This is a genomic window from Sphingobium sp. JAI105 (assembly GCF_015752145.1).
GTDB classification, from domain to species: domain Bacteria; phylum Pseudomonadota; class Alphaproteobacteria; order Sphingomonadales; family Sphingomonadaceae; genus Sphingobium; species Sphingobium xenophagum.
In genome coordinates this window covers 283723-306339 of record NZ_JADOUC010000001.1, presented here as the reverse complement: position 1 = coordinate 306339, position 22617 = coordinate 283723, and the positions used below count along the sequence as shown (strand labels likewise).

Annotated in this window: 20 protein-coding genes and 1 pseudogene; 9 read left to right on the top strand and 12 right to left on the bottom strand. The window is 58.1% G+C overall.

Features of this window, described 5'->3' with window-relative positions; genetic code table 11:
• Window positions 1-28: 28 nt before the first annotated feature.
• Window positions 29-3283: a type ISP restriction/modification enzyme gene (locus IWY39_RS01265; protein WP_196871313.1), complete on the bottom strand. Its 3255-nt coding sequence runs from the start codon at window positions 3281-3283 to the stop codon at window positions 29-31.
• 67 nt (window positions 3284-3350) lie between these two features.
• On the opposite strand from IWY39_RS01265, the gene IWY39_RS01260 reads away from it, so the two are divergent.
• Window positions 3351-3647, top strand: a complete 297-nt coding sequence (locus tag IWY39_RS01260; protein ID WP_107124455.1) for a hypothetical protein — start codon at window positions 3351-3353, stop codon at window positions 3645-3647.
• A 35-nt stretch (window positions 3648-3682) separates the two neighbouring features.
• Here the strand turns inward: IWY39_RS01260 and IWY39_RS01255 are convergent, their stop codons facing one another.
• Window positions 3683-4138 carry an ASCH domain-containing protein gene (locus IWY39_RS01255; RefSeq protein WP_107124456.1) on the bottom strand — a complete coding sequence of 152 codons (456 nt, stop codon included), beginning with the start codon at window positions 4136-4138 and terminating at the stop codon, window positions 3683-3685.
• Between the two features lie 369 nt (window positions 4139-4507).
• Here IWY39_RS01255 and IWY39_RS01250 point away from each other — a divergent pair.
• Window positions 4508-5679, top strand: a protein-coding gene (locus IWY39_RS01250; protein ID WP_107124077.1) for an IS3 family transposase whose coding sequence is annotated in 2 segments (ribosomal slippage) — window positions 4508-4772 and window positions 4772-5679 — 1173 coding nt in all. Because the reading frame shifts where the segments join, the coding sequence is not laid out codon by codon here.
• Here the strand turns inward: IWY39_RS01250 and IWY39_RS01245 are convergent.
• From IWY39_RS01245 to IWY39_RS01230, 5 genes and pseudogenes are all read right to left on the bottom strand, one after another.
• Window positions 5668-6387 (bottom strand): PD40 domain-containing protein, encoded by a 720-nt coding sequence (locus tag IWY39_RS01245; protein ID WP_181316905.1) that lies wholly within the window; start codon window positions 6385-6387, stop codon window positions 5668-5670. The two genes, IWY39_RS01250 and IWY39_RS01245, sit on opposite strands and share 12 nt — an antisense overlap.
• Window positions 6388-6391: 4 nt before the next feature.
• Window positions 6392-8125, bottom strand: coding sequence for a TonB-dependent receptor plug domain-containing protein (locus IWY39_RS23955; protein ID WP_261377718.1), 1734 nt, complete (start codon window positions 8123-8125; stop codon window positions 6392-6394).
• A gap of 156 nt (window positions 8126-8281) precedes the next feature.
• A pseudogene (locus IWY39_RS24515) lies at window positions 8282-8557 on the bottom strand (TonB-dependent receptor plug domain-containing protein); the annotation flags it as partial.
• A 509-nt stretch (window positions 8558-9066) separates the two neighbouring features.
• Window positions 9067-10107: a FecR family protein gene (locus IWY39_RS01235; protein ID WP_107126579.1), complete on the bottom strand. Its 1041-nt coding sequence runs from the start codon at window positions 10105-10107 to the stop codon at window positions 9067-9069.
• Window positions 10104-10592, bottom strand: a complete 489-nt coding sequence (locus IWY39_RS01230; RefSeq protein WP_181316906.1) for an RNA polymerase sigma factor — start codon at window positions 10590-10592, stop codon at window positions 10104-10106. The genes IWY39_RS01235 and IWY39_RS01230 overlap by 4 nt, the downstream gene beginning before the upstream one ends.
• 189 nt (window positions 10593-10781) lie before the next feature.
• On the opposite strand from IWY39_RS01230, the gene IWY39_RS01225 reads away from it, so the two are divergent.
• Window positions 10782-10961: a hypothetical protein gene (locus IWY39_RS01225; protein ID WP_196871312.1), complete on the top strand. Its 180-nt coding sequence runs from the start codon at window positions 10782-10784 to the stop codon at window positions 10959-10961.
• Here IWY39_RS01225 and IWY39_RS01220 read toward each other — a convergent pair.
• The 4 genes from IWY39_RS01220 to IWY39_RS01205 all read right to left on the bottom strand — a co-directional run bounded on the left by IWY39_RS01220 (window position 10948) and on the right by IWY39_RS01205 (window position 13626).
• A complete protein-coding gene (locus tag IWY39_RS01220) occupies window positions 10948-11874 on the bottom strand; it encodes a HEPN domain-containing protein (protein WP_107126581.1) in 927 nt (308 codons plus the stop codon). The two genes, IWY39_RS01225 and IWY39_RS01220, sit on opposite strands and share 14 nt — an antisense overlap.
• 7 nt (window positions 11875-11881) lie before the next feature.
• On the bottom strand, window positions 11882-12859 hold the full coding sequence (locus IWY39_RS01215; protein WP_196871311.1) for a nucleotidyltransferase and HEPN domain-containing protein: 978 nt from the start codon (window positions 12857-12859) through the stop codon (window positions 11882-11884).
• Between the two features lie 130 nt (window positions 12860-12989).
• On the bottom strand, window positions 12990-13406 hold the full coding sequence (locus IWY39_RS01210; RefSeq protein WP_107126583.1) for a PIN domain-containing protein: 417 nt from the start codon (window positions 13404-13406) through the stop codon (window positions 12990-12992).
• Complete coding sequence (locus IWY39_RS01205) at window positions 13396-13626, bottom strand: AbrB/MazE/SpoVT family DNA-binding domain-containing protein (protein ID WP_107126584.1); 231 nt, start codon at window positions 13624-13626, stop codon at window positions 13396-13398. The genes IWY39_RS01210 and IWY39_RS01205 overlap by 11 nt, the downstream gene beginning before the upstream one ends.
• Before the next feature lie 432 nt (window positions 13627-14058).
• Here IWY39_RS01205 and IWY39_RS01200 point away from each other — a divergent pair, with 432 nt between their 5' ends.
• On the top strand, window positions 14059-14895 hold the full coding sequence (locus IWY39_RS01200; protein ID WP_107125139.1) for an IS5 family transposase: 837 nt from the start codon (window positions 14059-14061) through the stop codon (window positions 14893-14895).
• Between the two features lie 40 nt (window positions 14896-14935).
• Here the strand turns inward: IWY39_RS01200 and IWY39_RS01195 are convergent, their stop codons facing one another.
• Entirely contained in the window at window positions 14936-15220 is a 285-nt protein-coding gene (locus IWY39_RS01195; RefSeq protein WP_196871310.1) for a hypothetical protein, read from the bottom strand.
• 105 nt (window positions 15221-15325) lie between these two features.
• Here IWY39_RS01195 and IWY39_RS01190 point away from each other — a divergent pair, with 105 nt between their 5' ends.
• The 5 genes from IWY39_RS01190 to IWY39_RS01170 all read left to right on the top strand — a co-directional run bounded on the left by IWY39_RS01190 (window position 15326) and on the right by IWY39_RS01170 (window position 22536).
• Window positions 15326-16702, top strand: coding sequence for an IS701 family transposase (locus IWY39_RS01190; protein ID WP_196871309.1), 1377 nt, complete (start codon window positions 15326-15328; stop codon window positions 16700-16702).
• Window positions 16703-17341: 639 nt separating this feature from the next.
• On the top strand, window positions 17342-18457 hold the full coding sequence (locus tag IWY39_RS01185; RefSeq protein WP_107126421.1) for an ROK family transcriptional regulator: 1116 nt from the start codon (window positions 17342-17344) through the stop codon (window positions 18455-18457).
• Between the two features lie 191 nt (window positions 18458-18648).
• On the top strand, window positions 18649-19611 hold the full coding sequence (locus IWY39_RS01180; RefSeq protein WP_107126420.1) for an ROK family protein: 963 nt from the start codon (window positions 18649-18651) through the stop codon (window positions 19609-19611).
• Window positions 19604-20980: a sugar porter family MFS transporter gene (locus IWY39_RS01175; protein ID WP_107126419.1), complete on the top strand. Its 1377-nt coding sequence runs from the start codon at window positions 19604-19606 to the stop codon at window positions 20978-20980. Before IWY39_RS01180 ends, IWY39_RS01175 begins: the two co-directional genes overlap by 8 nt.
• Window positions 20977-22536 (top strand): glycoside hydrolase family 32 protein, encoded by a 1560-nt coding sequence (locus tag IWY39_RS01170; protein WP_107126418.1) that lies wholly within the window; start codon window positions 20977-20979, stop codon window positions 22534-22536. Before IWY39_RS01175 ends, IWY39_RS01170 begins: the two co-directional genes overlap by 4 nt.
• Window positions 22537-22617 lie beyond the last annotated feature (81 nt).

Here is a 22617-nt window from a genome sequence, read left to right as displayed (position 1 = left end):
CCTGACGGAAACCGGATGAAGTCTGCTGTTAGACAATCTTAAAGGCTGGAATCAGCGGCCCCTCGCATATACGCTCCAGCAAGTCGGCCTGCTTCGGTTCCAGTTCAACCAGCATTCCTAACACGTTTAGGACGTTAATCAGCTCGCTTGTGTATTCTGGCAGCCAATGGTCCGGTTGAATATCGCTCAGGGGTGAAGGCGGGCGCTTGTCGCCAATCTGGGGACGTTCGCGATTCTTTTTGCGATAGCTGAACCACTGACGCAGCACCTGCTTGCCGGAAACCTCATAGGCCCAGACGGCAGGGGGCACATTGTCGATAAAGCCTGTGCCGATTTTCAGCCGCTGCAAGGCGGGATCATAGTCGATGGTGTCGGGAAAGCCGTCCGGCGTGTTCGGGATGGTGCCGCCCTGGGGGTTGATGGGCTTGCGGTCGTCGGGCAGGCGCGGATTGCCAGCGGGCTGGCCTTCGGTGAAGCGTTCGCCAAAGCTGTGCAGCCAAATGACCTCACGCCCCAGCTTGGCGGCTTCGGCAAACAGCTTGGCGTCGGCAGTCATGGGAACCCGTAAACCGGGCCGCACAAGGTCATCGCTGAAACGGGCGGTATAAGCAGGGCAGGCCAGCAAGGCGGCGACATAGGCGAAAACGTCCACCGGATCGACGATGGCACCGAATGCCTTAGACAGCGCAGCGATCACGCTTGGCGCTATGTTGGCATCCGTTGCTGCGGCATCCTTCCACAGGGCGAACACGCGACCACCTCGACCAGCGTAATGGTGGAGGTCAGGAATTAGTGCGGTTGCCGTCAACGCCGGACCGCTCGACGGGGCCAAGTCCATCGGAGCCGTGAGATACGCCTGATTGCTTCCCCACGAATTCCAAATGTTTGGCCGGGGATCATTCAAAATGCGAGCATCTACCGGCAACCATTGACGATCAAACGAGCGAAACCCGTATCTCGTAAACTGAGTTTGACTAGCGGTTTCATTAATGATCTGCACTTGCCTCGTAGCGTGCTGCCCCAGACTTTGACTGACAAGTTTTCTGATGTGCCGACTGGCCACTTTTCCTTTCCGCAACTGCGGGTGGAACAGAATTTCCTTTTTTGCTGGATCGCTCTCATTGAGCAAACCATTCCAACGCCGTTCCAGCGTTTCCACGTCTGCCGCAATGACCCAAGTGCGACCAGACATAACGCCGGAACCAACATCGCCGATAACGCCGTCCAGCGCCACAAAGTCGCCCCAGCCGCCCGAAAACTCCGGGAGGAACGGCGCTCGCCAATCCATTGGGCAATCGCTCCAACCCGCACCGTCAAGGGTTACAGATTGAAGTTCCTTGAACTTTTCCTCACGCCGTCCCTTTGCCAAGGCATGAAACCGCACCTTGGCAGGCTTCGCAGGATCATTTGCGGGTGAGCGGGAAGCCAAAACGATACAGACAGGATGCTGCACCCCCTGAAAGATGCGGCTGGCAACCTCGGGCTGGTGGCCTTCGGGCGTGCAATCAATCACCCATATTTCATCGCAATCTTTGCGCAGGTCGGCCCGCATTTTCTGAAAACCGGGGCCATTGAGAAATCCGGCCACGGTGATGTAGCAAACAATGCCGGAAAGCTGTTCTTCCACCGGGGGCTGTAAATCCCGGCCACCAGCGCCCTGTTCGAACACCTTCCACGCGGCCCAACGCCAGAAATAGACATAGAGGTTGCGCAGATGCTTGGTGTGGTTGCCCACCTTCCAAGCCGTTGGCGGCAGCCAATCCTTGAACGGAGCGGCCCGGTTGGCGCTGCCGTTTTCGATCCACGCGCCCTTGCCCTTGGCCTTTTCCTTGTAGGGTGGATTACCGATCACCACGGTTATGGGCGTGGCCCGCTTAACCTCGTTTGCCGCTTCCCGCGACTTGGAGATTTCCCGATAGATGCCCTGTCCAGCCTCAAAATTGGCATGGGGGTCGCCCAGCGTATCGGTGACAAACAGGCCGGGGCTGCCATCGGCGTGAAGGTCGATCATTTCCGCCAGCAAGCGCAACTGCGCCACGGCAAAAGCCCCGAATTGCAGCTCGAAACCATATATCCGCTTGGCTGCCTGTTCGATGGCACCCCGCACCGCCCCCGGCCCTTCATCGGCTTCCACATAGGCAGCAATCGCCCGTAACACCGCCAACAAGAACGTGCCGGAGCCGGTTGCAGGGTCGGCAATCCTGATATTGGGGGCGGCAAGGCCACGGGGGACGGCAAACCGCTTGGATGATCGCAACGCCTCATCGCACAGCCGAACCATTGTCTGCACCACTTCCGCCGGGGTGTAGTAGCTGCCGGTCAGCTTGCGCAGTTTGTTGTCATAGACCTCAAGGAAATCCTCGTAAAAATAGAGCCATGCCTCGGGGTGGCCCTTGGCGATCTTGGACCAATCCACAACATCAAGCACACGGGTCAGCGTGTCGAGTGACGGACCAAGCGAAAATTCCTGTTCGGTCAGCAACCGCAACGCCGTTCCGATGAGCGTGTTTGTTTTGCCCAAGTCCTTCGCCACACGGTCCAGCCCGTCCGCCAGCGTCAGCGACTTTGATTTTGCCATTAACAGCCCGAACGTCACCGCTTGGGCATAGCCATCGGCAAACTTGTCATCGTCAGCGTCGGGAAACAGCAGGGTTCGCCAGTCAGCCTTTAGCGCCGTCAGCGGGGCATTGTTCTGTTCAAGCTGTTCCACCACCTCATCGCGCAGGAAACGACAGAGGCGGGCGGCAATGCGGGCTAGTTCCTTGGGGTTCTTTGGGGCAATCGGCTGCCATGTCAGAAAATCATGGATCAGCGGGAGGAGCGTTTCGGGGGCAGTCAGCTTTGCGCCCGATGTTTCAATGTCGCCGTCTAGCTTGACGATTGGGCCGGTCAATTCGCCATCGCGCCACAGGGAAAAGGCATTGCCGTCGCTGTAAAGCAGATTGGGCAGGGCTTTCAGCTTATCCCACTGGTCTTTGTCGTGCCCGGCTTTCCACTTGCGCGGGTCTGCCCCCTTGCCGGGAGCCTTGACCTCGATAAATCCTACCAATGCTTTTTGCACGTTGACGGCGAAATCGGGGCGGGTGCGCATTTCAGCAAGGGATTTCTCGCCGACAAGGATAAGGGCACCATTGGGCAGGCCGATTTCCTCGCCAAGTGCCGCAAACAGTTGCTCAATCGGGTTGCGTAGTTGGTCCTCAGGCTGTCCGCCTTCGTTCAGCTTGGCCTTGGCAGCCTTGCCGAAATCCCCCACATATTTGTTGATACGGACAGTTTGATTCATTCGGCCCCCTCGTTATGGTGTTGGTAGCGAAGGACAACCGGCGTGCAAGCGACATTGGCAAAGCGTGATGAAAATGGCTGAAGAACAGCAGTTTGGACAAACACAGCTAGGCTTCGATCTCGAGCATACACCTGCGGTAAGGAGTTTTGAGCCTGACCGTGAGGAAGTGCGGGACGATCTTCGGAGCATTCTGGATTCCGCCCGCGCCGTCACGGCTGTTTCCCTCTGGGATCGCCGGACCTACCAATACAACAAAGTCGTGTTCCCGCAGATGAGCCGCTGGTTGCCAGACGATGAACGCAATCAGCTTTGCTTTGAATTTTTCAGAGAGCTGGAGCGGATTGAACTGTTGATGGCTGCCTGACGCTGGAGGCACCCGCCTCATAGCCTATGACGGCGCTATCTAACGGTCTGCTCACTGTCTAAATTTGCCATGCGCCGTAGTAGCTGGGCCTCCCTGTTGCTTATGGACATCATAACCTGAGGGGGGTGAAAACCTTCCCGCAGAGAACGCAATCGTTCAATCGCGACATGCGCCACGCTTCGCCGCACATTGACCAAGAGCAAGCCTACTGCCTCTTCCGCTCCGTCAAAATAGGTATCAAAATCAAGGCGATCAATTCCAGATTGATTGCCGAATTCGAGCCATATCTGCTCAGGCTCACCTCGAACAATACGCTCGACTGTAGCCATTCCAATCACAGCCCCTACCGGGCGGGTGGCATAAATCCAAAGCTGCGTACCCACGGCGAGAGTGGGGATTCGGCGACGCAATTCAATTGTTTTTGCCCCTTCAAGAATGGCATTGGCATGGCGGGGATGGATTGAGATTATCGCATCGTTTTCCGTGGTCATTGGTTCCACGCTGCCTCAACGATTCGGACCAGATTCTGAGACGATAGTGGGGTTGCCGAAATGAGATTGCTGGGACCGACAGCCCCAAATTCCTTTAATGTGGCGAAACGGACTAGCTTCGGAAAAACCATCAAATTGTCAAAGGTCGTCATTAACACATCATCCGTCGTAGAAAATTCTGAGAGGTCATCGACCACGACCCGGCGCGCCGCCTCTCTCGTGGTGGCCTCCTTAGGGACAAGCACGGAATCCACAATCCGGCCAACAGCCACAACCGCACTTCGGCCTCCGTTTTTCCCAGACTCATGATCTGCCCCCTGCTGAGTGGCCCAGAGACTATGATAGTCTGGACCACGAAGGGGAAAATGAATGCCGAGCAAGAAGCACAAGCCGGAAGAGATTATCGGCAAGCTGCGTGAAGTTGAGATTGTGCTGGCGCAGGGGGCCTCGACAGCGGAGGCCTGCCGGCGGATCGCGGTCAGCGAGCAGACCTATTATCGCTGGCGGAAGGAATATGGCGGGCTGAAGACCGACCAGGCGCGGCGGATGAAGGATTTGGAGAAAGAGAACCAGCGTCTTCGCCGGGCGATTTCGGACCTGACGCTGGACAAGTTGATCCTGCAGGAGGCTGCCAAGGGAAACTTCTGAGCCCTGCGCGGCGGCGGCGCTGCATCGATCATTTGCGACAAGAGCTTCCGGTGTCCGAGCGACGGATATGCCGGGTGCTGGGTCAGCATCGATCGACACAGCGCAAGGTGCCGCGCGGGGCGGATGACGAACAGGCACTGACAGAGGATATCATCGCTTTGGCGAAGCAATATGGTCGCTATGGCTACCGCCGGGTGACGGCATTGCTGTGCCATGCGGGATGGACGGTGAACCATAAACGCGTTGAGCGGATCTGGCGGCGTGAGGGGCTGAAGGTTCCGCTGCGCCAGCCAAAGCGCGGACGCCTATGGCTCAACGACGGATCCTGTATCCGCCTGCGGCCCGAATATCCAGGTCATGTATGGGCCTACGACTTCGTCGAAGGGCGCACGCATGACGGGCGCAAGTTCCGCATTTTGACGATCATCGACGAGGCCAGCAGGGAGTGCCTGGCGCTCATCGTCGCGCGGCAGCTCAAGCATGAGGATGTTCTGGCAGCGCTCGCCGACCTGTTCATCTCGCGCGGGCCACCGGCGCATATACGGTCCGATAATGGCAGCGAATTTATCGCGACTGCCGTCCAGAAATGGTTGGGGCAGATCGGCGTGAAGACGCTCTACATCACGCCGGGTTCACCATGGGAGAATGGCTATAACGAAAGCTTCAACGGGTCGCTTCGCGACGAACTGCTCAACGGCGAGATCTTCTACAGCCTTGCCGAGGCCAAAGTGCTGATCGAAGCCTGGCGGCGGCATTACAACACCGTCCGCCCGCATAGCAGCCTGGGCTATCGACCACCGGCCCCGGAAACGGCGACACCGCCATATCCGGCCTCCGGTTCCGCTTCGCTCCACCTCCACCCGGATATGGCGGCGATGAGCTTAATGCACTAACAAACCAATCGGTCCACTCGGTGGGGGCAGATCAACCCGCTTGTCCTGTCGATAGCCACCACGCCCCTCCTCGTCGATCTTGCGGCGCAAATCAGCCAATGCCGGGCGAATGGAAAAGATAAGGTGGCTTCCATCGCTCGACCAGGCAACCGCCTCCGCATCGACGTCGAGTGTGGTGACGGCTTTGGCGGACGAACCGTCAGCCCGGACACGCCAAATCTGCGACACATGATTCGTGCGCTTGAGATAGGCGATCCATCGCCCATCGGGTGACCATGCCGGGGTTATGATAGCCGGGGTGCCGGACGGATTTACCAGGCCGCGCAAATCATTGATGGTGTAATAGATGACCTCGCCGCCCCCATCGACCTGCCGCGCACTGCCCGGCTTCGTCAAGTCTGCGACATACAGTCCCTGACAATAGGAATTGGCGAGCGGATCGGCCTGTCGGATGGTGAAAGCCACCATCTTATGGTCGGGTGATATCGTGAACGGCGACTGATCCGGCACGGAGTAGCCAGGCATGCCAATGTCCCGTAGTCGTGCCAGATCGTCCGCCGAAATATCCCGCGATGGACGCTCCGGGACGAGCGCGATTGGCGGTGTCAGAGTCGAGCAGGAGGTCGAGGCGCGGACGGGACCGCCGACGAGGAGGCCAAGCGCAAGCCAAAGCACGCCGATCGTGGCCGCATTATGTCTGGAAAACATGGGATCACCAGCTTTTGCTGATGGTGAGACTGACAAAGCGACCAACCGGAGAATAGTTGGTCGAGTCATACGGCGGGAAATAGCTTGCAGATGTCCGGATCAGGTCCGGTTTTTTGTTGCCGATGTTTTGGAGGGAGACGAGTATCTCCATGTCCCGCAGCACCCCCGCCCCCGCCTCGACCTTATAGGCTGCACTGAGATCCAGCGTAGTCATGCCGGAAACGCGCGTCGCGGCGGCAGCGCGTTCGTCGCTGAGGCCGCCGACATAGTTGACATAGGCAGCAAGCGACATCGGACCCTTGTCCCAAAGCAGGCTGGCCCGACCGCGGACATGGGGCGGGTAGAAAATAACGCCGGCTATGTCTTGGGCCTCCTCTCCAGGGACGAGGCGCTGTTTACTGTCCAAATAGGTTATGTTCCCCTGAACGGTGAACGCCCCTGACCTTGCCGTTTCCATCTTGTAGCGTAGCGACAGGTCTACGCCCTGTATAATCTGGCGTGCAATGTTCCGGCTACGGTTGTCCACGATGGCAACGACGGCCGATGGATCGAAGGCCGATCCCGTATAGTCGCTAAAGATATAGGCGGGATTCGCAACAATTCCTGTAACCGCATCGAGCGTCGGCGCATATGTCACGAGTTGACGATAGGCCTGATTCACGAGCGCGGATTGAATGCCGCTGATGGGCGCTGCGACGCGATCCCTGTAGTCGATATGGTAATAGCTCAGTTCGGCATGGAAGCCTGACCATGATGCCGGGGTGATTTCAGCCGTCACCGTCCAACTCGTCGCCCGTTCCGACTTGAGATCGGTGTTCGCGCCATCGAGCAGGAGGGCGCTGCTGTTGGATGGAAACGACGAACCGCCGAGCGAAGCTGCCGGATAAAGAGAAGCATATTGCACAGCATATTGCTGATAGAGGGTTGGCGCGCGGAACGACTTCCCCCATGTCGCCTTGAAGCGAATATCGGCCACGGGCGCATAGACCAGACCGACTTTGGGCGTAACGATCCGATCAATCCCTGCGTAATTTTCGTACCGCAGTGCCCCGCTCAACGAAAGACTCGATATGCCTTCCAGATTTTGATCCTTGGAAACGATTGGCAGATAGAGTTCGCCAAAGGCGTAGTATACATTTTGCTGTTCGTTGACGCTCTGCGCACTGCCCTGCGTACGGAAGGCATGGAAGCCGATTTCTCGATAACCGCCGCCCACAGCCAACCGCGCTGCACCCCCTGGCAGTTGTGCGATCGGCCCCTCGACGGAGAGGTCGGCATTGGTGAGGGTGTTGCAATAGCAGCCCCGCGTCGGACTGATATTCGTCCCGGCGACAAACAGGTCCGATCCGTACCGGCTTTTGTCTTCACCATAAACGCCGAGCAATGTCAGGCGCCAGTCCGGGGCAAATCGATAATTGAGTGAAGGAGCAATGGAATAGGATGTCGAGTTTCCAAATCCTGACAATCCGAAGTCGGATAGTGGACCGACGGGATTGAGCGGCGTCTCATAGTGCGACCGCCGGGCATTGAATGTCGCATCGACATTGAAGTCGAGGTCCGAAAAAACCTCCTGATGTGCGCTGATGATGGCGCTATGGCGGCGCATGAACGGCACGAGGGTCTGATCCGGGTTCAAGTCTGACCCATAGGATCGGCGACCTGCCCTGATTGCGGTATCGCGCCCAAAATCATAAGTCGCGATCAGGCCGCCGCCATTCCATGTCTTGCCGCCAACCACGCTATATTGCTGCTGAAAGCCGCCGCCATCGGTCGAAGTGCCGAGCCTCGCGCTGGTCCAGACACCTTCGAAGTCCCGCCGCAGGATGATATTGACGACCCCGCCGACCGCATCCGAGCCGTACAGGGCCGACGAACCGTCGCTTACCACCTCCATGCGCTCAATGGCGGCAAGGGGAATGGCGGAAACATCGACGCCTTGATTGGCCGCATTATAGGCGACCCGATGCCCATTGAGCAAAGTCAGGGTCGCGTCCTGGCCGATCCCGCGCAGATTGAAGGTCGCGCCCGAACTCACATTGATGTTGTCGGGTGATCCTCCGGCGCCCATGCCAACCCCCGGATTCTGCCCTCCGTTGAAGTTCTGCGGCAGCGAGCGCATCGCTTCGCCAAGATTGGACTGACCCGCCCTGCGGATATCGTCCCGGGTCATGACGGTGGTAGGGGACGCCACAGCCGCCCCCCGGATGCGTGAACCGGTGACAATGATTCCGCCCGTTCCCGGCACATCCTGGCCGGAATTTTCGGCTGCCGGGCGGCCTCCCCCCCGAATCACGATCGCGCTGGCTGATTTCTCCGCGACAAGCCCGGTGGTCGCAATCAGCTGCTCGACAGCCTGTATGGCGGTCATTTCGCCAGTCAGTCGAGGAGCCAGCACGCCTGCAACCTGATTGGGTGTGAACATAATCTCAGCACCCGTCTGGCGAGCAACTTGCCGCAACGCCCGATCAAGGGGCTGTGACGGCATATCGAAACGCAGAACGATATCCGATTGTGCAAGCAGGGTGGCGGGAGAAAGGACCGCTACGCTCGCATAGACTATGGCTTCAAGACTGTTGAACGGCAGACGACTTCCCATTCCGATCCCCTTTGATGCACCCACGTGTCAAAGAGATCGACGGCCAAAAGACCTTTTCTCCTTAGTCGGCATTTTCGGCACCGTTAAATTTTTTTTCTCAGGCTGATCCGATCGGCGCGGCTGCGATCCACCGCCAAGTCAAACAGATCGGCCAGATTTTGCGTCAACAGGTCGGGGCGATCGACACGAAATCGCCCGGAAACCTTAAGCGATTCGAGTTCAGGCGCACCGATCACTATCGGCACCGTGGCGTATCTGTTGGCTTCGCGCAGCAGGATGGGCAGCGGAAGTGCGTCAACGTCCAGAAGACCATCAGGCCAATCTGCGACGACCCGCGATATCGGCCAAGGCTCTCCAACGAAGCCAGTCGGCCCGAATGCGGTCTTCTCATTCGGCCGCAATCGACGCACCGGCAACGCCCGTGCGCCATCACGCACATTCACGTCGATCGCGCCGCGCAAAAGAACAACTTCCACCCTGCCCGGCGCATTGAGATCGACGTCAAATACCGTGCCCCGGGCGGTGATCGCGCCGTTACCGGCGGTGACAACAAATGGGCGCACGTCGTGCGCGACTTCGAAACGCGCGCGCCCTCGTGCCAGCGATATCCGCCGCTCATGCCCATCAAAGGCGACAAAAAGGCGGGCTGCGCTATCCAGCGTGACCTTTGAACCATCCGCCAGCTTTATTGTGCGTATCTCCCCGACATGGCTATCAACGCGGTAGGAACTGGCCTCATCAACGCTAGCCGGCAAGGCAGCAGGCCGTGGACCAACTCTGTGGGCGGCATCCGGCCCGAGAAGCACGATTATTGCGCTCGACAACGCGAGTAGCATGACGGCGGCGGCGGCCAGCCCTCCCCCAACGCCCGCCAGCCCCCAGCCTGTCGGCGCAATCCAACGGCGCCAGGATGAAGAGATGCCGACGCCCTTTCTGCCCGATTGCGCCACGATGCCCGAGGCCTCATATCTTCGTTCAATACGGCGGTAGGCTTCGCCATGCATCGCATCAGCGTCTAGCCATGCCTCGAACACATCCCGGTGCTGCATGGCATCCGGGCGCAACATCCGCGCGAACCACATCGCAGCTTCCTCGCGGAGTCGCTGCCTCTCCTTGTGGGTCACAGTTCCTCCAAAGCCTGATCGATATGAACGAGAGCACGCATCATATGGTACTCCACTGTCGAGACGCTGATGCCCAGCCTGTGACTGATCTCCTTATACGTCAGACCATGCATTCGCTGAAACAGGAATATGACCCGCGTCTTTTCGCTCAAGCCGTCGATAGCCTGCCGGTAGCGCGAAATCTCCTCCTGAAGCGGCGGGACAGTGACGTCGCATTCTTCCAAAGGGATGGCGTCATTTCCGAAACGGCGTCGTTTCCGAAAGCAATCCACAAGCAGGTTTCGCGCGATCCTTTGGAGATACGCTGCCGGATTGATAATGCCCGCCGGGGACCGCGCGGCCATGTTGACGAACGTGTCCTGCACCAGATCGGCTGCTGCGTCATTATCTCCCGTCTTTCGATGAAAATAGCGATGAAGGCGCGGCGCCTCCGACTGGAACAGCCGACTAAGCTCATCCTGCTCGCAGGAAGACGAAAAGGCCACCGGTCTTCCACCATTGATGCGTGATGGTGGACTCACGACGCAACGCCCCGCCACAGACGCGACGAAACAGATAATCGGAAATCCAGCAGAGACATGCGCGCGGCCCAGGCAGCAACACCGAACGGCCCGGTGTTACCGGGCGGTCAGCTTCGCAAGGATAGTCGCCTGATCCTGTGAACGGCGCGCGTCATGCTTGGCAAGGAAAACCCTACGGCGTGGTTGCCAGCTATTCCAGACCGCATTTCTATTGTGCCGATTAAACATCGGGATGCAATGTTCTTTATTCGGCGTGAAAATCTTCGCCTTATCTTTTGGCCTGCCGCCAGAACTGGCGCCGCCTTCAGGCGTGGCGAAGTCAGAGGGGATTGATCGCCCGTTCAAGCTCAGTGAGGCGTTCCGTGCATGACGCCTCGACCAGGCGCGTCAGGATTTCGGTGCGGGCGCCCAGCCATTCCAGTTGCTCACGTTTGATGTGGAAGTCCTTGATGTAGCGGGCCTTCACATAGGCTTCCTGAAGTTTCTCATAGGCATCGACGTCTTCCCTGCGGTGACGGGGCCATGCTTCACTCACCCGGGCATCAATCTGTTCCGCTTGCCCCCGGAGTTTCACAAGATCATGAGTGTATGGGGTATAGAAAGTCTGTACTAGTAGCAGGCCATGATATAGCCGTTCGACGCATTGGTGTAGTTCTAATGCCGATTTGTTCCACCTTCCGCGCTCATAGTTTGAAATAAAATCATCATAATACTCGCGCGCACTCGGAATCCATCGCTCGTAATATTCGCGTGCCATATGCAAGGCTTGAGTAGGCGTCTTTGGCTGCGGTTCCGTTAGCTTTGTCCCATCCGATTCATAAATAACAATGCCTTCGCGCGCTATATCCATGAAGAAATAACGCCCATGACTCAGCATGTCGTTTACCTGATCCAGCGAATGAACGAAGAACTGCACCGGCGACATGAACTTACGGGTAATGAGATATTCGAGACGGAAGCGCTTGCTGAGATTAGCCCAATAGGTTTCCCAATCGGCCAGCCGCTCGTCGTTGACGATGATCAGGATATCATAGTCGGAATGTTTGCCGACTTTGGTATGAGGCTCGTAGACCCAATCGCCCCGCGCGTGGCTACCGAACAGGATGATCTTGACGATTTCTGCCCGTTTCTTCCAGTCATTCTCGGCATTGGCGAGGGCATCCTCGAATTCTTCGAAGATCATCCGCAAAGCCCGCTCCAGCTCATTCTGTTTCCAGCCCGGGAGATGATCGATGCCGCTCTTCATGATGCCGTTATCCAACCGCACGGGTTGCATTGCGTGCGCCCAAGGTCTGGTTACCGCCCTTGCCCGTTTCCGCAACGATCTGCTCCAACTCCGCGATGTACTCCTGACAGACGGTCTGGACCACGCGCGCCAGTTCCTGCGCTTGCTCCCCTAGCCAATGCAACTGATCGACACTGATAGCGTAGCGCTTGGAATAACGCGCCTTCACATAAGCTTCTTTTAAAAGGTTGAAAGCGGCCCGCTGCCATTGGCTATCTTCAGGCCACACATGAACAAGTCGCCGATCGAGTTTCGCCGCTTCATCGCGCAGGTAGCGAATATTATGCACGTGAGGCGTATACAACGTCTTCACCAACAAAATTGTATGATAAAGATGCTCCACACTTTGATGAAGCTCGTAAGCTGCTTTGTTCAGTCTAACTTTTTGATAATTTGAGACGTAATCGTCGTAAAACTCTCCCGCACCCTTAAGCCAATCAAAAAAATATTCCCGCGCAAACCTCAGCCTGGATTCAGGTGTTTGCGGCCGCGGCTTGGGAAGCGGCCTGTCATCATCCTGATAAAGGAATATGCCTTCACGTTCCACGTCGACAAAAAAGTAGCGCGCTTCCGCCAGCGATCGGTGAACTTCTTGTCGCGTATGAACAATGATGCCGACAGGTGTCTTGAGCCGCCGTGCGCGGCGCATGCGGTCGAACTCTGTGCGAAGACCATTCCAGAAATCGCCATGTTCGGCGACCTGCTTGTGATTGACGACGATTAGCAGATCGAAGTCGGAGCAATAGCCTTTGGCGGTATGCGGCTCATACACCCAGTCTTCCCGAGCATGGCTACCATAGAGGATAATCTGATGGATGCGCCCCTTCTTCTTCCATTGCGTCGCCTGTCGCGTGTGCGCGTCCTCGAACCGCTCAAGAATCATCCTTACGTCATCGCGCAATTCACGCTGTTTCCAGGCGGGCAGGTGATCGAGGCTGGTACGCATCAGTACGCTCCGGCGCGTTGATCGAAAGCATGGCCAACGGCGCTGCTCGCGACGCCTCTTGTCAGCGCACACTTCATGGCCGCCGCAAGCCAACTTGCTCCTTCTCTGTTCATCGGTGCCTGTGCGCGCGTCATTGCGGCCCCGCGCCGGTCGCAAAGGGATTGCGGATGGTCAGCCGATCCTCGACCACCAATCCGTCCTGCATGTCTTCCGACCAGAGCGTGTCACATTGCGCCAGCAGCGCCGCGCTGACGATCATGGCGTCATAAATAGAGAGGCGATAACGCTCGCTCAGGCGTAGGCCTTCATCATGCGTTTCGATTCCCATCGGCACGATGACCGTAAGGGCGCGGACGATTGCGAGAAAATCCCGAACCTCGACCCAGTCGAAACCCATCTTGCGCCGGGCTACGTTGGCGAACTCGTTGAGCACCTGCACGCTGAGCGTGCATTGCGTGGCGAGCAACGCTTCGACCCGCCCGGATTTGCCCTCATCGCCGGAAGCCAGATAGATCAGTACATTGGTATCGAGGAAACTACCTGGCATTCACCTCGTCCCGGTCGAATTTGAAGTCGGCGGGCAGGCGTCCACGAAAAGAATGTAAGCGTTGCAGCATCTCATCCCGACGAGGCGATCGGACGACACCCATATTATGGGGGTCGGAGACATGGAACACGATGTCGTCTCCTTCCTGTAATCCCAGCGCCTCCACGATGGCGGCGGGCAGTCGGACGGCCAGGCTATTACCCCATTTGGCTACCTGCATCTTTCACCTCTCGCTGATATCCGAGTTGCAATGTATATCAAAAAATCTCCATCTTCGCCAGATTTATTCCTACGATCGGCATTCCCTATCCCCAGCCTACACGGACCCCCCTCACCTCTCCATGCTTCGATCACTTGCTGAGCGCTTCAATGAACGGCTGAACCACCTTATCCCCTGCGCTTCAAATTTTGGGATTGGTGTGATTCGGTTCGGTTGTTTTTCGGCCGAATCTGGGACCTAGCGGACCGGCGGGATTCGAGAAGAGAACAGAGGAAAGCAGACATACCAGTGCATTATGGAGGCCGACATTGAGGCACCTTACTGTTTTTAGAGCCTGATCCGAAATTAAGTTGAGTGGTATCAGCGGGTTAGCTTGACGGCGTGCCCTTTCGTTGATTCAGCGGTTTTGCGACAAACCAAAGGAAATCAACGATGTGGACCGACACCACTCGGGCGCAGTATGCCCGTGCGGACTTGGCTTTGCCAAGCGATTTGACCGATGCCGAATGGGCGCTGCTCGAGCCGTTCTTTCCGCCGCCCTCGCATGTAGGGCGTCCGCGCAAGTGGCCGCTCAGGCGGATTGTCGAGGCGATCCTGTATCTGTTGCGTGGCGGCCTCCCGTGGCGGATGCTTCCGCCGTGTTTTCCGCCGGTCTCGACGGTGCGGCGTTGGTTCTATCTGTGGCGGGACAGCAGGCTGTGGTTGTCGTTAAACCATACCCTGCTGCTGATCGGGCGCGAAGCTGCAGGCCGCCAGGGCTCGCCCAGCGCCGGCGTGATCGACAGCCAGAGCGTCAAAACCACGGAAAGCGGCGGGCCACGGGGTTATGACGCGGGCAAGAAGACAAAGGGGCGCAAGCGCCATATCCTGACGGATACCGACGGCAATCTCGTCCATGCCGTAGTCCACACCGCCGACATCCAAGACCGTGACGGCGCTCCGCTGGTGCTGGCCGAGATCATCAGGCGCTTCCCGTGGCTGCGCCATGTCTTCGCCGATGGTGGCTATGCCGGTGACAAACTCAGGGACGCGCTGCGCCGGATCGGCAAATGGACCATCGAGATCGTCAAACGGTCGGATGCCGCAAAGGGGTTTGTCATTCTCCCGCGACGCTGGGTCGTCGAGCGAACCCTCGCCTGGCTGAACCGCAATCGCCGCCTCGCCAAGGACTTTGAACAGACCATCGCATCGGCTACCGCATGGCTCTTCATCGCCTCGATCCAGCTCTTCGCACGCCGCATCGCAAGGCCATCAAATCACGCCCGATAATTTTGAATCAGGCTCTAAGCTCGACTTTGTACGTTTTTGGTCAGGTCCAGGTCCAGAAGATGCTGTTTTCAGCGATGTGGTCGAGGGCTTGATCGAGTGGCAAGACGCATCCGCCCATATCGTCGATATCTTCCCATTTCCGCCGGTGTGACCAGTAGCCGAGCCTGACTTCGTCGCGCGAGCCGACAGGCTTGAGGCGGGCGACCGGTGCCTCGGTTTCCAGCAGATAGAGATGGTAAGCGCCCTTGTCCTCATACCATCCGACGCCGCCGCCGTTGGCCGCGTCGAACGTCTCGATGCGCAGAATGATTTCCTCGTCTTTCATGGTGCATCCATAGCTGCCGTCGGGTCACAGCATATTCGAGTCACCTCGCCGCATGGCAACAGCCTAAGCGTTGCAACGTGCTTCAGTCAGGATTCGAAGCATGGAATGCTGGACCAGAACAAGGCCGTTATCGGCGATCCCGTCCCCCAGATCCTGCGCCAATGGCTGCAGGCATGGCGTCCCTGCTTTACGGCTCCCAGCTGGGAGCATGTCCTTGTTCTTGTGATGGGCGGCCTGCTGGCCACGGGCAAACGGACCGTTACGACTTGCCTGCGTGTGACCGGCCGAGCCGATGCTGCCAACTTTGCAACCTATCACCAGATCCTCAATCGCGCCCGCTGGAGTTCGCGTGCCGTTGCCAGGCGTTTATTGGGCATTGTGGTCGAACGGCTCGTGCCCGATGGTCCTGTGGTCATTGGTATGGACGACACCATTGAGCGGCGATGGGGGCGCCGGATCACCGCACGGGGTATCTACCGCGACCCGGTCCGCTCCAGTCACGGCCATTTCGTCAAAGCCAGCGGACTGCGCTGGCTCAGCTTCATGGTGCTCACCCCGGTGTCATGGACCCGCCTGATCAAGGCACTGCCAGTCTTGACGTTGCTCGCTCCTTCGGAACGATCGAACCGTCAACGCGGCTGTCGTCACAAATTGCTGACGGACTGGGCCCGGCAGGGCGCGCTGCAGCTGTCTCGCTGGCTGCCGGGTCGGCGGATCATTTTCATTGGCGACAGCAGCTTTGCTGTCCACGAACTGGCGCATGCGATCGTCCGCCGGGCCACACTCATCAGCCGACTGCGGCTCGACGCCAACTTGTTTGCTCAGCCTGCGGGGCGAACGGCACGCACGATGGGGCGACCGGCGCAGAAAGGGCGAGCATTATCAAAACTCAAGACCCTGCTCGCCAACCCGGCGACACGCTGGACCAGTATTCTCGTCTCTGCCTGGTATGGCCATCTCAACGGCAAGACGCTCGAGATCACATCTGACATCGCCTTATGGTACAGGCCCGGCACTCCGGTCTTGCCGGTCCGCTGGGTCCTGGTTCGCGATCCTGACGGAAAGCGCGGCCCGCAGGCCTTCTTCAGTACCGACATCAGCCTCGAGCCCGCCGAGATAATCGCCCTCTACGTCCGCCGATGGCAGATCGAGGTCACCTTTGCCGAAACCCGCGCGCACCTGGGTGTCGAGACACAGCGCCAATGGACCGACAAAGCCATAGCGCGAACCACGCCGGCTCTGCTCGGATTATACAGCCTCATCTCGCTCTGGGCCTGTGATCTTCTCAACAGTACCAGTACACCCTATGCGGCCGCGTGGTATCGGAAAACCAGCCTGACATTTAGCGACGCCATCGGCGCAATCCGACTCCAACTTTGGGTCGGCGACATTAACTCACACTCCCCGCCCCGCCGGAAACCGCAATATATTCCAACAACCCGCATCGTACGTATGGCCCAAGCGCTATGCTTCACTACCTAATCGTACAAAGTCGAGCTTAGGGGAATCCCTAACTGCTAAAAAAGGGGAGGATCTGAGCTAAAAGCTCGACATCCTCCCCTCCCATTCCCAGTGTGCAGCCTGGGAGTGGAATATTCTCGTCTTTCACCGGACGAATTCTGTGAACTGCAGGAGCAGCAAGATAACGAGAGGCTGTCACTTGCGTCGTCGAGAGCCAACCAACTCGAATGGCAAATAACTAGGCTATCGACATACCCCAATCTCAACCCTTGCTCTGGCACCTACTGCCATTAAATCTATCATTGTGATTTAGTCTGTCAATCCACCTTTTTGCTGCTGTATGCTTTTTACGCCGGGATACGCAGACTGATTATCGAACGGCATTGCCCGGTCATCCATTCGATGTTCAGTCGTAAGGTTTTGGGTTGGACGGCCATTTGGCCGTGCCGACGTTGGTGAGTTTCGCAGGCATCCCGTTCAAATCGCAGCCCGAGTGGCGACGTAGCTGCATACCGAGAGATGTACCGCCAACTCTTGTTACGAAAAAGACGCCCCTGACCCTTTATAAGGGCCTCGCTGTGGCTTATCGGGCAAGCTGGCGGACAAACGTGCGCCTTCGGTAGTGTTGTGGACTTCCAAAAAGGATACGGCGTGCATACGATGCGTAGAGGTACGAACGCTGGGGGTATGCGACGGTACAACGAGCGACTTATCCTGTCAGCAGTGCGCCGTATGAACGGCGCATCGAAAGCCGAACTCGCTCGCGTGACAGCCCTATCGCCCCAGGCGGTGGTACGCATCGTCGATGAACTAAACGAGGAAGGCCTGCTATTCCAGGCGAGTAAGCGTACCGGCGGCATGGGACAGCCCGCTACCATCTACCGGATCAACGGCAAGCGGGGATACACCGTTGGGGTCGAGGTAGGTCGTGGTGACACGACTATCGTACTCCTGGACTTTGACGGAGCGCGCAAAGCCGTCTGCCGCCATGCTGATAGTTTTCCATCCATAGAAATGGTGCTGCGGCACATCGACGCTTTCATTGACGAGCATCTTGCGTCGAAGAACCTGCTGAATGCGGAAGCTTTCATGGGTATTGGTGTGGCGATGCCATGGTTCCTCGGCGAATGGCGCGATGAGCTTGGTATCTCGGTGGATCAAGCGGGCGAATGGCGCCGCGCTGACGTGGCCGATCGACTGAAGGCTGGGCTTACATGGCCTGCATTTTTCGAGAACGACGGAAACGCCGCTGCCCTCGCGCAACTGTTGTGCGGCGTTGGTGTCGACCTTCAGGATTTCCTAGCCGTCAACATCGGTACGTTTGTTGGGGGGGGGCTGGTATTGGGCGGCCGGGTTCATCAGGGCCGACATGGTAATGCCGGGGCGCTGGCATCAATGCCGGTCTGCGCGGCGGGCAAGACCGACTATCTCATTCATCATGCCTCGCTCTACGCACTCGATCAGGACGCTGTTACCGAGGAGCGTTCCGCCTGGGTGCAGCGGTGTGTGGAGGCACTTGCCTTCGCCATGACGAGCGCAAACAGTCTGCTCGACCTTGAAGCGGTTATCATCGACGGCGGGCTTCCGCCCTCAAGTCTGGAAGAGATAGCCGAAGGGCTACGTGCGCACTTTTCAAGCAATGCGCCACCGGACTTCTTTGCGCCGGAAATTCGAAAAGGGACGCTTGGCAACGTCGCCGCAGCCGTGGGAGCGGGCCTTCTGCCCATGCACGCAAGTTTCACTCCGGACCTGGCGAGCCTCTTCAAAAAAGACTGACGGGCCGAGCGGGCTCCACCAAAAGGGATTATGCTGTGCCGACAGCGTATCACTATGTGCTTGACAGACTAAGTCTCATTGATAGATTTAGTGCCTGACCCGCGAAAGCGTGGCGGCTGTGAAGGAGAGGGGATCGGTGCTTTTCTGTTTTGAATTACCGCTTGCGTGCGCGTGTTTCGGGGTGAGCACCAATGGTTGAGCCGCTGCTTCTTGGTGCCATTGAGGCGGGCGGAACCAAGTTTCTATGCGCAATCTCCGATCGTAACGGCGTGATGCTTAAGCAGACGCGTATAGCGACCGCTACGCCGGAGAAGACACTGGCTGCGGCGAGCGCATTCTTTACCGAGGCGACGGCGCAATATGGCCCGCTCTCGGCCTTTTCCATTGGCAGCTTTGGGCCGCTTTCCTTGAACCCGGTGGCGAGCGATTACGGTTGCATCACTTCGACGCCAAAAGCCGGTTGGCAGAATGTCGACCTGTTAGCGCATTTTCGCCGCACCATCGATGCCCCCATGGCGCTCGATACAGATGTGAACTGTGCAGCAGTTGGTGAGCGGCTGTTTGGCAGCGGGCGGGGGCTCGACACCTTCTGTTATGTAACGGTTGGCACGGGTATCGGTGTCGGACTATTGATTAATAGTGCGCCGCATGGAGGTGCCAATCATCCGGAGGTGGGCCACATCAAATTGCCGCGCGCGCCTGGGGACGGTCAGTTTGCCGGAATTTGCCCCTACCATGGTGACTGCCTGGAGGGCCTTGCGTCCGGGCCAGCAATGCAGGCGCGGTGGGGCGTGCCGGCAGAAATATTGCCCAGCAATCATCAAGCGTGGGATTTCGAGGCCGATTACATAGCAGGCCTGTGTGCAACGCTTACCTATACCGTGCGACCGGACCGCATCATCGTCGGTGGAGGCGTAATGCAACTGGCGATGTACGACCGCGTGCGCCGCGCACTCACGAATAAGCTGGCGGGTTATGATGCAAGCATGCGCGCGATCGACATGGCCGACTATATTGCCGCCCCCACTGCGGGATCGTCCGCTGGTCTAACTGGGGCGTTAGCGATCGCGTATCGCACCGCGACGCGTCAGTGGCCAACACATTGGGCCATCACAGAGATCCCCTCCATCAGAGTGGAAGCCATCAATGCATAATGTTGTAATTTCTAGCGACCCATCCGTCGTTGACGACGCGCGGGCGACGCCTGCGGTCATCATGAGCGCTGCAGGTGCCGCACTAGGCGGGCTGCTGTTCGGCTTCGACACCGCCGTGATTTCCGGTGCGACCAGCGCGCTACAGACTCAGTTCGCTTTGACTGAGGCATCGTTGGGATTTACCGTGGCGTCTGCCCTGATCGGTACCGTCCTCGGTTCACTCATCGCAGGCGTTCCTGCCGATCGCTATGGCCGCAAGGCAGTCATGCTGTCCGTCGCCATCGCCTATGTGCTTTCTTCACTCGGCACCGGGCTGGCGCACGACTGGTACATTTTGATTGCTTTCCGCTTTCTGGGCGGCGTGGCAATCGGCGCCGCATCGGTCGTAACGCCAATTTACATCGCGGAGGTGTCGCCCGCGCGCTTCCGTGGGCGGCTGGTCGCGATGAACCAGCTTAACATCGTGCTCGGCATCCTTATTGCGTTCCTGTCGAACTACATCATTGCGCAAATATTGCCGCCCCAGACTGCTTGGCGCTGGATGTTTGGTATCGTCGCGGTGCCCTCCGTCGTGTTTCTGGTGGTGACACTCGTCCTTCCCGAAAGTCCAAGATGGCTTGCCGTGCGGGGGCACCGCGAACGCGCTGTTGCGGCGATGACGCGCCTTGGGTTTAGCGATCCTCATGCCGAGTTGCTGCGCATCGAGACTGCGGACATGCGCGAAGCAGCCAAAGGGGCTCCGCGTCTGTTCCAGATATCGCATTACACACCTGTTGCCTGCGCGATTGCGATTGCGATGTTCAACCAGCTCTCCGGCATTAACGCGCTGCTTTATTACGCACCACGCATTTTTGAGCTGGCAGGCGCGGGTGCTGACAGCGCGCTGCTACAGTCGGTCGCGGTAGGCGGCACCAACTTGCTGTTTACGGCGCTGGCACTGTTCCTGATCGACAGGTTCGGTCGCAAGCCGCTGCTGTTTGTCGGTTCCATAGTTTGTGCGGCTGCCCTGGTTTTGGTCGGCTGGCAACTTGAGCGTGCAATTCCGGACGGCACCTTGATCCTTGTGGGGCTTCTCGCCTTTATCGCCGCCTTCGCGGTCAGCCAAGGCGCAGTGATCTGGGTGTTTATCTCAGAGGTTTTCCCTAGCTCCGTGCGCGGCAAAGGGCAGGCGCTGGGTTCCACCACACACTGGGTCATGGCAGCCATAATCACATGGCTATTTCCGGTGGTCGCTGGTGCCGTCGGTGGATGGGTATTCGCCTTCTTCGGTGGGATGATGCTGCTTCAATTCGTCTGGGTGTGGAAGGTGATGCCGGAGACTAACGGTGTTGCATTGGAAGACATGAATTTGCGTGGAGCTGCGGCATGAAGAAGATCTCTCTGCTCTTGGCGGCTGGGGCCGCTCTTGCAACCTCGGCTTCGGCCCAGCGTGTCGACCCACGGCCAAGCTATCACTTCGCACCAGCGAAGAACTGGATGAACGATCCCAATGGGCTCGTTTACTATGATGGCGAGTATCATCTGTTCTATCAGTATAACCCTCATGGTGATCGCTGGGGGCATATGAACTGGGGTCATGCGGTCAGCCGCGACCTGGTGCGCTGGCAGGAACTGCCGATCGCGATTCCAGAAACCGCAGACGTTATGGCCTTCTCTGGCAGTGCCGTCATTGATTGGAACAACACAAGCGGTTTCGGCCGCAACGGCAAGCCGCCGATGATCGCGATTTACACTGGCCACAATCCCAAGGCCAAGTTGCAATCGCAATATGTCGCCTACAGCAATGATCGTGGGCGAACATGGACTGTGCATGGCGAGGTACTGAGTGTCGGATCGCCGGAGTTCCGCGATCCAAAAGTCTTCTGGCATGCAGCCACGAAGCGCTGGGTCATGGTCGCGGTGATGGCGCTGGAGAACCGCGCCGTCATCTTCACCTCACCTGATCTTAGGCAATGGACGTTCGCCAGCAACTTTGGACCCGCCGGCGCGCGCGGTAAAAACTGGGAATGCCCGGATCTGTTCGAATTGCCTGTAAATGGAGGCGCTCCCGGCGAGAAACGCTGGGTGCTGGGCATCAACCTTGGCGACAATGCCGTCGGTGGTGGCTCAGGGGGGCAATATTTCGTCGGCGACTTTGACGGTACAAAGTTCACCCCCGTTAAAGGCTGGCCCGGCGATGCGCAGTGGATGGACTATGGCGCAGACTTCTACGCGGCTGTTTCCTGGAATGATCTGCCCAAGGAAGACCCGCGCCGCATCTGGATTGGTTGGGCGAACGACTGGCGTTACGCCGAAGCAATCCCGACGTGGCCATCGCGGGGGCTGATGACCGTGCCTCGTCAGGTTACACTCTGGAAATCCGCCGAAGGGTATCGGATCGTCCAGATGCCGGTGCGTGAAGTCACATCGCTCCATGGCGACCGAAAGGACTTCGCCACTGCGTTGAGCGAAAATCCGACTTCGCTTCCCATTGTGGGCGGATCGGCAGATCTTGAGTTCACCATCGACGGCGGATCGTCCGAGCAAGTGGTGATTGCCCTGACAGATGACCAAGGCTATCAGACGGTTATCGGCATCAATCCTACGGTAAATGAAGTCTTCGTTGATCGGACGCGTTCGGGACCCCACTTCCACGATGGCTTCGCAAACCGTCACGTTGCCCCCGTCGACCTTAAGTCTCGACGCGTGAAACTGCGCATACTCGCCGATGAATCCATCCTCGAAGTCTTCGTAAATGACGGCGAACGCACGATTACTGACCGCTTTTTCCGTGGGGGGGGTGCACTTCGTTGGAGCGCGTCCTCACGAGGTGGCAATGCGCAGCTAAAGCTTACCGCATGGACAATGAATCCATCGGAAGCCAGCACTTTGGCACGTGCGGTTTCTCCCAAACCACGGACAGCCGCCATGCTGGCCCCAAGTTAGCACGTCGGGCCTGAGGGCCTGATTACCTACAACAGCAAATAACTAACGTAATAAGAGGGGATTTTATGACGAGATCTTTGC

Excerpts from the sequence above, each read along its gene's own strand:
- IWY39_RS01265 (WP_196871313.1), bottom strand. The coding sequence starts at position 3,283 with ATGAATCAAACTGTCCGTATCAACAAATATGTGGGGGATTTCGGCAAG.
- IWY39_RS01260 (WP_107124455.1), top strand. The coding sequence starts at position 3,351 with ATGAAAATGGCTGAAGAACAGCAGTTTGGACAAACACAGCTAGGCTTC.
- IWY39_RS01255 (WP_107124456.1), bottom strand. The coding sequence starts at position 4,138 with ATGACCACGGAAAACGATGCGATAATCTCAATCCATCCCCGCCATGCC.
- IWY39_RS01245 (WP_181316905.1), bottom strand. The coding sequence starts at position 6,387 with ATGTTTTCCAGACATAATGCGGCCACGATCGGCGTGCTTTGGCTTGCG.
- IWY39_RS01225 (WP_196871312.1), top strand. The coding sequence starts at position 10,782 with ATGCTTGGCAAGGAAAACCCTACGGCGTGGTTGCCAGCTATTCCAGAC.
- IWY39_RS01220 (WP_107126581.1), bottom strand. The coding sequence starts at position 11,874 with ATGAAGAGCGGCATCGATCATCTCCCGGGCTGGAAACAGAATGAGCTG.
- IWY39_RS01215 (WP_196871311.1), bottom strand. The coding sequence starts at position 12,859 with ATGCGTACCAGCCTCGATCACCTGCCCGCCTGGAAACAGCGTGAATTG.
- IWY39_RS01210 (WP_107126583.1), bottom strand. The coding sequence starts at position 13,406 with ATGCCAGGTAGTTTCCTCGATACCAATGTACTGATCTATCTGGCTTCC.
- IWY39_RS01205 (WP_107126584.1), bottom strand. The coding sequence starts at position 13,626 with ATGCAGGTAGCCAAATGGGGTAATAGCCTGGCCGTCCGACTGCCCGCC.
- IWY39_RS01200 (WP_107125139.1), top strand. The coding sequence starts at position 14,059 with ATGTGGACCGACACCACTCGGGCGCAGTATGCCCGTGCGGACTTGGCT.
- IWY39_RS01195 (WP_196871310.1), bottom strand. The coding sequence starts at position 15,220 with ATGAAAGACGAGGAAATCATTCTGCGCATCGAGACGTTCGACGCGGCC.
- IWY39_RS01190 (WP_196871309.1), top strand. The coding sequence starts at position 15,326 with ATGCTGGACCAGAACAAGGCCGTTATCGGCGATCCCGTCCCCCAGATC.
- IWY39_RS01185 (WP_107126421.1), top strand. The coding sequence starts at position 17,342 with ATGCGTAGAGGTACGAACGCTGGGGGTATGCGACGGTACAACGAGCGA.
- IWY39_RS01180 (WP_107126420.1), top strand. The coding sequence starts at position 18,649 with ATGGTTGAGCCGCTGCTTCTTGGTGCCATTGAGGCGGGCGGAACCAAG.
- IWY39_RS01175 (WP_107126419.1), top strand. The coding sequence starts at position 19,604 with ATGCATAATGTTGTAATTTCTAGCGACCCATCCGTCGTTGACGACGCG.
- IWY39_RS01170 (WP_107126418.1), top strand. The coding sequence starts at position 20,977 with ATGAAGAAGATCTCTCTGCTCTTGGCGGCTGGGGCCGCTCTTGCAACC.